We start from the raw sequence: 11,980 nt of genomic DNA on the forward strand, positions 1-11,980 counted from the left end.
CGTAATTCATGCGTATTCGTTGCCTGATAATACCTTCCGAAGGCAACACACAGCAAACCACTCTCACCGATAAATACCAGACAGAGGAACTTTGTCTCTGCAGCATGATCACATGTGATTTCTGGTCGGTGCAGCACGATAAATACAACGTAGATGTTCGGCAGAAGTACTTGATTTCTTCCTGTATACTTGCCTCGTCACACAATAAAGTTCTCTTTGTCGTTCATAACAGAACAGAAAAGCAAGAGACTAATATCATCATAGCCCAATGCGTCCTGATAAATCAGAGTCACATCATTCATTACTTCTGCAAATAATTCAGATCAATGTATGAGCGGCACAAGCTATTTCCAATAGCAAGTATCGAAGGCAAAAATGCATCGAGAACGTGGAAACAGATTTCATTTTCATTCAACAGTTCAAGGATTTCCTTGCACTGATGGTAAACTATTATGAGAAACAATATGAGAAAAGAATTTTTACATGAAGAATTAGTAACGCACATTCCGAACTTGATGAATGCATACGGACGATTTCAGTACCATTCAGAACCAGACAAAATATGGTCACTGGGGAATGAAATTGATCACCAAAAACACGTTTACGAACTCACCGCATATTTTAACAACACTGATAGAAGAACGACTGAATTACAGTTCGGTCTGGATAAGATGTGCTGTGACTTTCACAGCCATTTAAGTCGCTCACTACTGGGAAACAACTGGACTATTACTAAGAACCTTCATAAGCAGCCAATGCTGGTATGTTTCTTTGACCACGAAGGTACAAGACAACGTCAAACCCTAGCACGCAGCGTATACCCACATATTCATGGCCTGTTGCTCATTCATGATACCACCTTCGAAAAGTTCATAGATATTACAGAAAAACGACCCAACGAACGAAGGTACTTACTGCAAAAGCCATGGGCTTTCAAAGAAGTGTCATTCAAACCGACGTTCAACGGCGTCGAAGGAATGAAGGAGTTTGTAAGTTACGCGTTGAAGTTTGACAAAACCAGTGCGAAATCTGGCAACAACCTGTTCCCATGGGATATCTATCCAAAATCCAACAAGAAATGGAACTCCGCTCTGAACGAAATTCCAGAGGACGAACTGAGATATTATAGCAGTGCACTGAAGCGATACCGGAATTAATAATCAACAGACATCATCGCGCAACCATAGCAACGAATAAATACTCAGTGGGATATAATTGCAAAATACAAGATTTCCGATATTTATGGGGCATTAACAAGGACTCGGTGCAATTCCGAGTGGCTCTTCTGGCCGCCTATCCGCCAGACAACACTGCAACGGCATTCTTAAAAGCCAAATTTTCAGTTCGTTGCATCAGTGTGTAAAATTCCCAATGCTAAGATTAAAAGAATACCGCAGTCAGTGGTTTTCAAACATTCGTGGCGATATCTTATCGGGTATCGTTGTTGCTCTCGCTCTTATTCCTGAAGCGATAGGGTTTTCTGTTATTGCAGGCGTGGACCCCAAAGTTGGTTTGTATGCTTCATTTGCAATTGCATGTGTGGCAGCTTTTACCGGTGGTCGCCCTGCAATGATTTCAGCGGCTACAGCGGCCACAGCTGTCGTCATGGTATCACTCGTTAAAGAACATGGTCTGCAATATCTTTTCGCAGCCACAATCTTAATGGGTATTCTTCAGATACTTGCCGGAGCATTAAAGTTGGCGCGGGTAATGCGTTTTGTTTCCCGTTCCGTCATTACCGGCTTTGTAAATGCACTGGCCATTTTGATCTTTATGGCTCAGCTACCGGAACTGATCGATGTTCCGACACAAACCTACTGGATGATTGCAGCCGGACTGGGGATAATCTATCTTTTCCCTTATCTGACCAAAGCAATCCCCTCGCCATTAATCGCAATTGTCGTACTGACGGTCATTGCATGGTCAACTGGTATGGAGTTACGGACAGTCGGTGATTTAGGGGAACTCCCTTCAGCATTTCCGATTTTCGCGTTGCCACAAGTACCCCTCACCTTCGAAACTCTGCAGATCATATTCCCATATTCCGTAACACTGGCAGCTGTTGGCTTGCTTGAATCATTGCTGACAGCTCAAATTGTTGATGACATGACTGATACGCCCAGCAATAAAAATCAGGAATGCTACGGACAAGGAACAAGCAATATAGCTTCTGCACTTATCGGCGGAATGGGTGGCTGTGCCATGATTGGCCAGTCCGTGATCAATGTGTCGTCAGGCGGTCGCGGCAGACTCTCAACATTTGTAGCAGGCGCGTTTCTTCTTTTCCTGATTGTTGTGCTTAACGATCTTGTCAAAATCATTCCAATGGCAGCACTTGTTGCAGTAATGATTATGGTTTCAATCGGAACATTCTCTTGGCGCTCTGTGCTTGATCTGAGACGCAATCCACTGCCTTCTTCAGTCGTCATGCTTGCAACAGTGGTAACAGTCGTAACAACACATGATTTGGCAAAAGGCGTCATCGTCGGAGTGCTTTTATCAGGCATATTCTTCGCCGGAAAAGTGGCTAAACTTTTTACTGTTTCCAAACAAAACGACGAGAGCATAAACACACTCACCTATAGGGTTGAAGGGCAGATTTTCTTCGCTTCAGCTGAGAGCTTTATCCATTCTTTCGATTTCAGCAGCACACACGCCCATATTATGATTGATGTCAGCCGAGCGCATTTGTGGGACATAACTGCTGTTGGAGCTCTTGATAAAGTCGTTTTAAAGCTTCGATCTTCCGGAGCACAGGTCGAAGTACGCGGTTTTAACCGTGCAAGCGCAGATATGATCGACAAGTTTGCTCTGCACGACAAAGCAGAACGACAAGCCTCCAGTAATTCGCTTCATTAAAAACAATGCTGGCATAGTTGAAAACTATGCCAGCATTCCCCCCTCAGGTTGCCCCCCATAATAATATTTATCATTTGTGTTGACATAGTCCATATATCCATTATTCTGGATATATGGAAAATGTAACAGCAATCACGGCACTCGCGGCCTTAGCACAGACCACACGACTGGAAACTTTCCGGCTATTGGTCAAACACGAACCGAACGGTTTACCGGCAGGCGAACTGGCACGTGTATTGGATGTACCCCAGAATACAATGTCAGCCCATCTTGCCACATTATCACGAGCAGGATTGATCAAAGGAGAACGTCAGAGCCGGTCGATCATTTACCGTGCTGATCTTGATGTATTTCGGGAACTGACGCTTTTCATGATCAAGGATTGTTGTGGAGGCAATGCCGCGCTTTGCAAGCCTCTAATTGTAAACCTTGCGCAATGCACTGATGACAAAACAAAAAATCCAGAAACAATGATCAATTAACTTTAGCTATCAACTAGACGGACACATGTGATGACTGACAAGGTCTATAACGTGCTCTTTTTGTGCACGGGCAATTCCGCTCGTTCAATTTTAGGCGAAGCCATACTTAACATGGACGGAGAAGGTCGGTTTCGTGCCTTTTCTGCTGGTAGCAAACCCAAAGGCGAAGTTCATCCACTCGCGATAAAAGAACTTCAGGCTATGGGTCTTCCCACTAATCATCTCACATCAAAAAGCTGGGATGTATTTGCCGGTTCAGATGCGCCGAAAATGGATTTCATTTTTACCGTGTGTGATAGTGCTGCAGGAGAGTCTTGTCCTGTATGGATCGGCCATCCAATGACTGCGCACTGGGGCATTGAAGACCCAGCGGCAGTTGAAGGCAGCGAAACCGAAAAGCAACGTGCTTTTGCTCTTGCAGCGCGTTTTATGAAGAACCGAATATCAGCGTTCCTCAATCTTCCACTAGGTTCAATTGATCGCATGTCAATACAAAACCAGCTGAACCAAATTGGTTTGATGGAAGGTAATATTGGCACACCAAGGAAGCTATAATGTCTGTCTTTGAACGATATCTGACACTCTGGGTTGCCCTATGTATCATCATCGGGATTGCCTTAGGGCATTTGTTTCCTGCAGCCTTCCATATGGTCGGCGCAGCAGAAATCGCTAAGGTCAATATACCTGTTGCCATACTGATCTGGCTGATGATCATTCCCATGCTGCTTAAAATCGACTTCTCAGCGATGCGTCAGGTCGGCCAGCATTGGCGTGGCATCAGCGTGACACTCTTCGTCAACTGGGCGGTTAAACCCTTCTCTATGGCCTTGCTGGGCTGGCTGTTCATCGGTTGGCTGTTCAGACCATATCTCCCGCAAGATCAAATTGACTCTTACATAGCAGGCCTGATTATTCTTGCCGCAGCACCATGCACCGCAATGGTTTTTGTCTGGTCGAACCTGATTAAGGGTGAACCCCATTTCACGCTATCTCAGGTGGCACTGAATGACGCAATCATGGTCATTGCCTTTGCCCCGATTGTCGGCCTGCTTTTAGGATTATCAGCGATCACAGTGCCGTGGAATACACTGATTTTCTCAGTGGTTTTGTACATCATCTTTCCCGTCATCATCGCACAACTGATACGGCGCAGCCTGCTTTCCAAGAATGATGGACAGTCCCTAAACAAGCTGCTGAAGGCATTACAGCCATTATCGCTGGTCGCACTTCTTGCCACACTTGTTTTGCTCTTTGGTTTTCAGGGAGAACAGATCATCGCCCAGCCACTGATCATCGCCATGCTTGCTGTACCGATCCTGATCCAAGTCTATTTCAACTCCGGTCTGGCCTATATCCTGAACCGGATGTCGGGCGAACAACATTGTATTGCAGGCCCGTCTGCCATGATCGGCGCTTCAAACTTCTTCGAATTAGCCGTGGCCGCAGCGATCAGTCTTTTCGGCTTCAGTTCCGGTGCCGCGCTTGCAACAGTTGTCGGCGTCTTGGTGGAAGTCCCCGTTATGCTCTCCGTTGTCTGGATCGTGAACCGGTCTAAAGGCTGGTACGAACAAGGCAAAAATCAAACTAAAACAGGTGATATCTGATGTCCGTTATAATCTATCACAACCCTCAATGCGGAACTTCACGCAACACACTCGCCATGATCCGCGCCAGCGGTGAAGAACCTGCCATCATTGAATATCTGCAAACACCGCTATCCAAAGAGCAATTGTCAGAACTTGTTGATGCCATGAAAATATCAGTACGAGATTTGCTGCGAGAAAAAGGCACGCCTTTTGCTGAACTCGATTTATCCAATACGAAATGGTCAGACGATCAGTTACTGGATTTCATTGTGCAACATCCGATCCTGATGAACAGACCGGTTGTAGCGACACCTCATGGCACAGCCCTTTGTCGCCCGTCAGAACGTGTTCTTGATCTTCTGGAAAACCCCGCTGTCAACTTTACCAAAGAAGACGGGGAACAGATCACTTATGAACGGAAGGACAGATAATCGTGACACTGCCCAATCTTGACCTGCGGGCGTTTTGCTCACCCGATTACGATAAGCTCCAAACGCCTTTACTGACACATAAACCGCGCATCCTGCTTCTATACGGGTCGCTAAGAGAACGTTCTTACAGCCGCTTCTTAACGCTTGAAGCACAGCGCCTGTTAGAATTTATGGGGGCTGAAACACGAATATATCATGCCGACGGCCTACCATTGCCAGATGACAGCACTGCTGATCACAGCAAGGTTCAGGAGCTACGTGAAGCAATGGTGTGGTCAGAAGGGCAAGTCTGGACCAGCCCTGAACGCCACGGCGCAATGAGTGCCGTCATGAAATCACAAATTGACTGGATACCTTTAGCGGGCGGTTCTGTACGCCCGACGCAAGGTCGCACACTGGCGCTGATGCAGGTTTCCGGCGGCTCTCAGTCTTTCAACGCTTTGAATCAAATGCGTGTGCTAGGTCGATGGATGCGCATGATTACAATCCCCAACCAATCATCTGTCGCCAAAGCATGGCAGGAGTTTGATGAAGCCGGACGTATGAAGCCCTCTTCATTCTACGAAAGGGTCGTTGATGTGATGGAAGAACTTATCAAGTTCACCATCCTGACACGGGGCATTTCTGACCACCTGACCGACCGTTACAGTGAACGGAAAGAAGCCGCAGAGAAACTGGAAACCCGTGTTTCGTTGAAATCCATATGACCGACCAGCGCCTTCCTGTTTATGCAATCCTGAGCCTTGGCCTTACACAAATCATCGGCTACGGCACACTTTACTATTCATTCAGTGTGCTGGCTCCGTCCATTGCGGGTGGCTTTCAGGCGACAACGGAATGGGTCTATGGAATATTATCCATAGCACTGCTAGCAGGTGGTGTGCTGGCACCGTGGCTGGGCAAACTCATTGACCGCTTAGGTGCTGCACAAATTATGACAGTCGGCTCTGCTTTTGCAGCGCTTGCTCTCATCCTTTGCGCAACATCCCCCAATTCGCTGGCGTTCATTGTAACGCTTACAATTGTGGAGATTGCTGCCAATCTCGTACAATACGGAGCCGCCTTTGCACTGCTTGTGCAGATCAAACCAATGGTTGCTCAGCGCAGCATTGTCTATCTGACACTGATAGCCGGTTTTGCATCCACCATCTTCTGGCCACTCACATCATTGCTTCTGCAATGGCTGACATGGCAGCAAATCTATCTGGTCTTTGCCGGTCTGCATCTGGTGGTATGCCTCCCGCTGCATTATTCCCTGACACGCACCAGTAAAACAACTCATGACCAACGTAAGAATGATGACAAAGAAATAGCTTCTGTAGCCGGTGCATTGCCTCAGGCATCAAGACGTATGGGCTTCACAGTACTTCTGGCAGCATTTTCCTTACAGGCATTGATATCCTCTGCAATCCTTGTCCATATGATCCCGCTACTGTCGGTACTGGGATTAGCAAAGTCAGCAGCCTTTATTGGCGCTGTGTTCGGACCATCGCAAGTTGCCAGCCGCATGATCAATATGATGGCGGGGAAAACCCTATCCCCCGTAAACTTAGCCATCATCGCAGCCTCATTCATTGCCTTATCCGTTATGATATTGATGATCGGTGCACCCTATATCCCTGCGGCGATATTATTCGCCTGCCTGTTTGGTTTCGGGAATGGTCTGTTCAGCATTATAAGCGGCTCACTTCCATTATTCTTATTTGGAAGTACCGGATATGGTGCGATGCAGGGAAAACTGATGTCTGCGAGATTGGTGCTATCCGCCATCGCACCCTTTGCAATGGCCTTCGCGTTGAAGAATACAAGTGTTTACATCACTCTGGCGATAATCATCGTCGTATCGATTGCGGGAGGCGGTCTGTACTTCATAATAAAGCAAGACTTACAGAGCAGAGCTTTGAATTGAGCCTATTACGCACTTAGTCTGTAAGCTAGGCCACATAGCATAGCACATTTCCAATTATTTATATTTTCGCCCCGCCTTCATTGGCTGCGGTGGCAGTGCGTCTTTATCAGGAACTTCAAAAAGCTCACTGACTGTCACTTGCAGTGCATCAGCCAATGCTTCCAGTGTCGAAATCGTGACGTTCTCTGTACCCCGTTCGACCCTCCCTACATATGACCTGTCAACATTTGACTCCAAAGCTAACCGCTCCTGAGAGAAGCCTTTAGCCACGCGAAGTTTCCGTAAATTCCAACCGATAATCTGTCTTGCGTTCATAGAACGATTAACAGTATAGACGGCTTGACAATCGACGGACTGCTGGGCACATATTAATTTTCAGCACACGTTAGTGAATCCAATGGATTCACATAACAATGTCGGGGGCAAATGAAGTGCAGAGCGAAGCGATCAAACGTATCGGGTCAATCAGCCAATCAGCTGCAACCCATCAGAAACATACGCAACACGACTAAGGTCGGAAAACAAAGGTCGCTTCGATGGCATACCCAATTCAAATGATAGAACCAGTTACCCATAGAACAGCAGTTGGTTTCAAAGGAATTTCTTGGACCTGCTTATTCTTTGGTCCATTCCCCGCATTGTTTCGCGGTCACTTTGTTGGTTTCTTAGTCATCCTACTTGCCGTTCTCTGCACCTTAGGCCTTGCAAGCATTGTGTTTATGTTTGTTTACAACAACTGGCATTACAATTGGCTTGTATCAAAAGGTTTTAAACCAGCGGGCGCCGCTATGGGCATGGGAATGATGGCCAATCAGAACATGATCAATGTTCATGTTGCCGAGTCCAAATAATACCTAACCAGACAACTTTCGAACTAAACAACTCAAGCAGGGGCAATAATGAAAATCCTCCTACTCGCAGCAAGTGCACTTTCAGTTTCAACCACATTTGCAGTTGCAGCTGACGCTATTGTAGCACCAATCAATGAACCGGCAGCCATTACGACAGATTCACCTCGTTGGTTTATTGATGCAGGCGTCGGTGGTGCATGGTCAAATGCAAATGCACTCCACTTCATCAACCCAATTGGCACAGCTTTTACTGACAATGTAGTATCAGGCGACCGTATCCACCTGAACGATGTTGATAAAAAAGACAGCTCCGTCGGAGCAGTATTTAGCGTAGGCTATATGCTGGCACCTAACTACTACGTTAAAGGTTCGTATCGTTATTTCGGTCAACACGACTATAGCGGAAATGCGACCTTCGGTGGCGATGACTACGATCAAGACCTTCGCGTTCGCGCACATGGAGTATTCGTAGGCGCAGGTTATATCCATGACCTTACAGACCGTTTTTATGTTGATGCATTCGGTGAAATCGGCGCATCTTTCTTAAAAGCTTCTGCCAAACAGGGCGAAAACCTTTATCCTGACGATTTCGCTTCATTCCCATCTAAGAGCCAGACAAACTTTGCTGGCGGGCTTGGTCTCGGCATTGGTTATAAAGTTACAGAAAACGTAGACTTCACTGTTACAGGTACTTACCACTGGCTCGGCAAAGCTGAAACAAACAAGGCACTTAACGTTCAATATATGAATGACGGGGAAATGCTGAAAGCCAAGAACATTGGTGTCGCAGGTGTTACTGCCGGTATTCGTGTGAAATTCTAATAACTAAAATGGGCAGTTTAACTGCCCATTTTCATATCATGTTTTGGCATGTAAACCTTTCGCATAATCACAAGAGAACATCATGCATAAATTGCTATTGATAAGTGCCGCAACATTCATTGTTTCAAGCAATGCTTTAGCGGCAGATATAGGTGTTACCTTTGAATGGGGCCCAACAAAAAAGTGCTTTGATTCAAAGTCACCGCCAATCAAACTCTCCAATGTTCCACAAGGCACGGCAAAACTCTTGATCAAAATGATAGATCAAAATGCATCGAGTTTTGATCATGGCGGCGGCAGCGTAGCCTTCAAAGGACAGTCACAACTTCCTTATGGCGCCTTTAAATACAAAGGTCCATGCCCGCCATCAGGAACGCACTTCTATAAAATCACAGTAAAAGCTGTTGATGCATCCGGTAAGACTTTAGGCTCTGGTTCGGCAACTCAGCCCTTTGCAAAGAAATAATCTCCCCCTCCCCCTGCATATTACTGGAGGGGGGGGGCATACCCATTGATAATCCATAATAAACATTTACAACAAGACTTGAGTATTATTCTTCAGCCGCGAAAGGGTTGATCTGGAACATCCGGTTGCCTGTATGATGCTATTCCAGCTTTGGCCGTTTTCAAGCATTTTCAATATAGCCTGATTACGGGATTTATTCTCCGGACGCCCTTTATACAGCCCCTGCTCTTTAGCCTTGGCTATTCCCTGCTTCTGCCGTCTACGACGATCTTCATAGTCTTTACGGGCAATGGCCGCGATCATGTCCAGCATCATATTATTAATGGCTTCTGACATACGGGCAGTGAATTCATCTGTACTTGAAACGGCCATTCCCCATGATGTCGGCAAATCAAGAGCAACCACTTTAACCTGTCTGTCACGAATTTCAGACTTCAAACGCTCCCAGTCTTTAGCATTCAAACGACTTAAGCGGTCCACTTGCTCTATCAGCAAAATATCACCTGCCTGACAGTCAGATAACAGACGAAAAAGTTCCGGACGGTTTAGCGATGCGCCACTTTCATTTTCAATATACGTGGCTGCAATCTTCAGACCTTTATCGCTAGCGAACTGAAACAAATCGTCTTTCGCCCTGCTGGCATCTTGTTCTTTCGTCGATGCACGAAGGTAAGCTCTCACAAACATACGAACCACCATAAAGTTCCATTTACATGGTTCTATTATAGGTGGTTCGTTTTAAGTTATCAAATGATGTTTATGGAACCAAGATCAGTATGGTTCGCTTAAGGCATACTCAAATATATATCGGAGAGATTTCAAAAATTAGATTGAGAATATTAATAAACGAAATAGGATTATAGAAATTTTAACGGTTTACGAGAGTGCAATGAATTATAAATATCTTCCATTAGAAGTGCTTTCTGTTAATCCTACGAATGATCGCCACGGTGAGTTAGAAAATGAAACGGCTGCTATTGCTTGGCTATTCTCACACAACCGACAACACATGCAAAAACTTGCTGCAGATATAGTGTCCTCAGGTGGCAACTATGAACCACCTTTGGTGTTTCCTACTGGAAATAGCTATACTGTTCACGATGGCAATAGGCGAACCACCTGCCTAAAATTAATAGACAACCCCAAAAGAGCCCCAACCGCAGAACTACAGGATTTTTTTTCAAAATTAAAAGAAAACTGGAAAGGAGACTTTCCAAAGAAAATCCTTTGTCGCGTAGAAACCAATATTGATCAGATTGATGAGATTCTTTTTAGGCGGCATACTGGCAGTCAAGGAGGAGTAGGTCAGAGTACTTGGGATGGCCGCATGAAAACCACCTTTATAAATCGAACCGGCAAAGGTGGAAAGCTCAATCTCGCCGATGAAATTGAGAAAAAATTAGAGACTGCAGGCTTACTGCCAATGAATGGGCGTATTCCCCGCAGCAACTTAAATCGCCTTCTTTCATCCGAGGCTTACCGTAATCGCGTTGGCATAACAACCACAAGAGGGCGCCTTGAATATCTCCGCAAAGAGAGCGTCACTCTAAAAGCCTTAGCAAGAATAGCAGACGATCTGGCCCAGCGTAGAAAAACACTCGATGACGTATGGGATAATGACCGTAAACATGCATATCTAGATGAATTAGAAACCGCAGGCGTTCTCCCAACGGCTGCAGATGTATTTATCCCAAACCCCAAACCACATGACACCATCACAAGTCAGCCAGTACTTTCATCGACTCCACCTTTAAAAGTTAGTAAACCAAAACAACAAACTAACCTTATATCTCATATGGATCATAAAATTAACTGGACAGCAGATTTGCGACGGCAGCGCGCTGTCTGGAATGAATTACAATTTAAATTAAGTATAATCGACCATCCGAATGCAACTGCAGTATTATTTCGCGTCCTGCTTGAATTATCAGTCGACAACTATATCAGCAAATCCAAATTATCGAACATCAAAGAGAGTGATTCATTAATTAGAAAAATCATAGCGAGCGCTGAAGATTTAAATAGAAAAAATAAATTACAAAAAAGATATTTAGAGGTTATTAGAAAATCTAGAACGATGGATGAAATTATCTCCGTGGATACACTTAATAAATATGTTCACTCATCGAATCTCTCTCCTTCAGGAGAACATCTAGTAGCTCTATGGGATACATATCAAGAATTAATAATATTATTTTTAAACACAGAAATAATTAAATAAATCAGGACGTACTTCAATGACAAAACTTATAGTAAAATTAAAAAAATTTGTAGATGACAGAGAGTGGGATCAGTTTCATAATCCAAAAGATTTATCCATATCCATAAGCATTGAAGTAAATGAATTACTAGAGATATTTCAGTGGAAATCTGAAAATACCCCAATAAATAAAAATGATATTGAAAAAATAAAAAATGAAGTTGCAGATATTTATATTTACTTGTTGCTTCTATGTGAAAAATTAAACATTGATCTAGAAAAGGAAACTGCTAACAAAATATCCCGCAATGAGAAAAGATTTCCCATTGAAACATCCTTAGGGATTGCGAAAACAACAGATATGGATAAGTAAT

General features: G+C 44.7%; 15 protein-coding genes and 1 other annotated feature. Of the genes, 13 read left to right on the plus strand and 2 right to left on the minus strand.

What is annotated here, in order from left to right; genetic code table 11:
• Positions 1 to 464 precede the first annotated feature (464 nt).
• The 8 genes from LDL70_RS12215 to arsK all read left to right on the plus strand — a co-directional run bounded on the left by LDL70_RS12215 (position 465) and on the right by arsK (position 7,267).
• Positions 465 to 1,157: a hypothetical protein gene (locus LDL70_RS12215; protein WP_151160139.1), complete on the plus strand. Its 693-nt coding sequence runs from the start codon at positions 465 to 467 to the stop codon at positions 1,155 to 1,157.
• A gap of 97 nt (positions 1,158 to 1,254) precedes the next feature.
• Positions 1,255 to 1,310, plus strand: a sequence feature (sul1 is cis-regulatory element that is thought to sense ions involved in sulfur or methionine metabolism; They are found in Alphaproteobacteria).
• Between the two features lie 61 nt (positions 1,311 to 1,371).
• Positions 1,372 to 2,859, plus strand: coding sequence for a SulP family inorganic anion transporter (locus LDL70_RS12220; RefSeq protein ID WP_151160140.1), 1,488 nt, complete (start codon positions 1,372 to 1,374; stop codon positions 2,857 to 2,859).
• A 113-nt stretch (positions 2,860 to 2,972) separates the two neighbouring features.
• The gene (locus tag LDL70_RS12225; protein ID WP_225685164.1) at positions 2,973 to 3,341 is read left to right on the plus strand and encodes a helix-turn-helix transcriptional regulator; all 369 of its coding nucleotides are present in this window, start codon (positions 2,973 to 2,975) and stop codon (positions 3,339 to 3,341) included.
• Positions 3,342 to 3,371: 30 nt separating this feature from the next.
• Positions 3,372 to 3,896 carry an arsenate reductase ArsC gene (locus LDL70_RS12230; protein ID WP_151160142.1) on the plus strand — a complete coding sequence of 175 codons (525 nt, stop codon included), beginning with the start codon at positions 3,372 to 3,374 and terminating at the stop codon, positions 3,894 to 3,896.
• Complete coding sequence (gene arsB / locus LDL70_RS12235; protein ID WP_151160143.1) at positions 3,896 to 4,945, plus strand: ACR3 family arsenite efflux transporter; 1,050 nt, start codon at positions 3,896 to 3,898, stop codon at positions 4,943 to 4,945. The genes LDL70_RS12230 and arsB overlap by 1 nt, the downstream gene beginning before the upstream one ends.
• Positions 4,945 to 5,358: an arsenate reductase (glutaredoxin) gene (gene arsC / locus LDL70_RS12240; RefSeq protein WP_151160144.1), complete on the plus strand. Its 414-nt coding sequence runs from the start codon at positions 4,945 to 4,947 to the stop codon at positions 5,356 to 5,358. The genes arsB and arsC overlap by 1 nt, the downstream gene beginning before the upstream one ends.
• Complete coding sequence (gene arsH / locus LDL70_RS12245; RefSeq protein ID WP_255618317.1) at positions 5,355 to 6,065, plus strand: arsenical resistance protein ArsH; 711 nt, start codon at positions 5,355 to 5,357, stop codon at positions 6,063 to 6,065. The genes arsC and arsH overlap by 4 nt, the downstream gene beginning before the upstream one ends.
• A complete protein-coding gene (arsK, locus tag LDL70_RS12250) occupies positions 6,062 to 7,267 on the plus strand; it encodes an arsenite efflux MFS transporter ArsK (protein ID WP_151160146.1) in 1,206 nt (401 codons plus the stop codon). The genes arsH and arsK overlap by 4 nt, the downstream gene beginning before the upstream one ends.
• Before the next feature lie 54 nt (positions 7,268 to 7,321).
• Here the strand turns inward: arsK and LDL70_RS12255 are convergent, their stop codons facing one another.
• Positions 7,322 to 7,582 carry a helix-turn-helix domain-containing protein gene (locus LDL70_RS12255; RefSeq protein WP_022709229.1) on the minus strand — a complete coding sequence of 87 codons (261 nt, stop codon included), beginning with the start codon at positions 7,580 to 7,582 and terminating at the stop codon, positions 7,322 to 7,324.
• Positions 7,583 to 7,803: 221 nt separating this feature from the next.
• On the opposite strand from LDL70_RS12255, the gene LDL70_RS12260 reads away from it, so the two are divergent.
• The 3 genes from LDL70_RS12260 to LDL70_RS12270 all read left to right on the plus strand — a co-directional run bounded on the left by LDL70_RS12260 (position 7,804) and on the right by LDL70_RS12270 (position 9,406).
• Positions 7,804 to 8,118: a hypothetical protein gene (locus tag LDL70_RS12260; protein WP_210215520.1), complete on the plus strand. Its 315-nt coding sequence runs from the start codon at positions 7,804 to 7,806 to the stop codon at positions 8,116 to 8,118.
• A 48-nt stretch (positions 8,119 to 8,166) separates the two neighbouring features.
• Positions 8,167 to 8,940: an outer membrane protein gene (locus tag LDL70_RS12265; RefSeq protein ID WP_151160147.1), complete on the plus strand. Its 774-nt coding sequence runs from the start codon at positions 8,167 to 8,169 to the stop codon at positions 8,938 to 8,940.
• An 82-nt stretch (positions 8,941 to 9,022) separates the two neighbouring features.
• Positions 9,023 to 9,406 carry a YbhB/YbcL family Raf kinase inhibitor-like protein gene (locus LDL70_RS12270; RefSeq protein ID WP_075657090.1) on the plus strand — a complete coding sequence of 128 codons (384 nt, stop codon included), beginning with the start codon at positions 9,023 to 9,025 and terminating at the stop codon, positions 9,404 to 9,406.
• Positions 9,407 to 9,472: 66 nt separating this feature from the next.
• Here LDL70_RS12270 and LDL70_RS12275 read toward each other — a convergent pair whose 3' ends face one another.
• Positions 9,473 to 10,093: a recombinase family protein gene (locus tag LDL70_RS12275; RefSeq protein ID WP_225688556.1), complete on the minus strand. Its 621-nt coding sequence runs from the start codon at positions 10,091 to 10,093 to the stop codon at positions 9,473 to 9,475.
• Positions 10,094 to 10,295: 202 nt separating this feature from the next.
• On the opposite strand from LDL70_RS12275, the gene LDL70_RS12280 reads away from it, so the two are divergent.
• Both LDL70_RS12280 and LDL70_RS12285 read left to right on the plus strand, forming a co-directional pair.
• Positions 10,296 to 11,627, plus strand: coding sequence for a hypothetical protein (locus LDL70_RS12280; protein WP_225685165.1), 1,332 nt, complete (start codon positions 10,296 to 10,298; stop codon positions 11,625 to 11,627).
• A 16-nt stretch (positions 11,628 to 11,643) separates the two neighbouring features.
• Positions 11,644 to 11,979, plus strand: coding sequence for a nucleotide pyrophosphohydrolase (locus LDL70_RS12285; RefSeq protein ID WP_225685166.1), 336 nt, complete (start codon positions 11,644 to 11,646; stop codon positions 11,977 to 11,979).
• Position 11,980 lies beyond the last annotated feature (1 nt).

This window comes from Pseudochrobactrum sp. XF203 (assembly GCF_020341615.1).
GTDB lineage: Bacteria > Pseudomonadota > Alphaproteobacteria > Rhizobiales > Rhizobiaceae > Pseudochrobactrum > Pseudochrobactrum saccharolyticum.

Excerpts from the sequence above, each read along its gene's own strand:
- LDL70_RS12215 (WP_151160139.1), top strand. The coding sequence starts at position 465 with ATGAGAAAAGAATTTTTACATGAAGAATTAGTAACGCACATTCCGAAC.
- LDL70_RS12225 (WP_225685164.1), top strand. The coding sequence starts at position 2,973 with ATGGAAAATGTAACAGCAATCACGGCACTCGCGGCCTTAGCACAGACC.
- LDL70_RS12260 (WP_210215520.1), top strand. The coding sequence starts at position 7,804 with ATGGCATACCCAATTCAAATGATAGAACCAGTTACCCATAGAACAGCA.
- arsB (WP_151160143.1), top strand. The coding sequence starts at position 3,896 with ATGTCTGTCTTTGAACGATATCTGACACTCTGGGTTGCCCTATGTATC.
- arsK (WP_151160146.1), top strand. The coding sequence starts at position 6,062 with ATGACCGACCAGCGCCTTCCTGTTTATGCAATCCTGAGCCTTGGCCTT.
- LDL70_RS12280 (WP_225685165.1), top strand. The coding sequence starts at position 10,296 with ATGAATTATAAATATCTTCCATTAGAAGTGCTTTCTGTTAATCCTACG.
- LDL70_RS12275 (WP_225688556.1), bottom strand. The coding sequence starts at position 10,093 with ATGTTTGTGAGAGCTTACCTTCGTGCATCGACGAAAGAACAAGATGCC.
- arsC (WP_151160144.1), top strand. The coding sequence starts at position 4,945 with ATGTCCGTTATAATCTATCACAACCCTCAATGCGGAACTTCACGCAAC.
- LDL70_RS12230 (WP_151160142.1), top strand. The coding sequence starts at position 3,372 with ATGACTGACAAGGTCTATAACGTGCTCTTTTTGTGCACGGGCAATTCC.
- LDL70_RS12255 (WP_022709229.1), bottom strand. The coding sequence starts at position 7,582 with ATGAACGCAAGACAGATTATCGGTTGGAATTTACGGAAACTTCGCGTG.
- LDL70_RS12220 (WP_151160140.1), top strand. The coding sequence starts at position 1,372 with ATGCTAAGATTAAAAGAATACCGCAGTCAGTGGTTTTCAAACATTCGT.
- LDL70_RS12265 (WP_151160147.1), top strand. The coding sequence starts at position 8,167 with ATGAAAATCCTCCTACTCGCAGCAAGTGCACTTTCAGTTTCAACCACA.
- LDL70_RS12285 (WP_225685166.1), top strand. The coding sequence starts at position 11,644 with ATGACAAAACTTATAGTAAAATTAAAAAAATTTGTAGATGACAGAGAG.
- LDL70_RS12270 (WP_075657090.1), top strand. The coding sequence starts at position 9,023 with ATGCATAAATTGCTATTGATAAGTGCCGCAACATTCATTGTTTCAAGC.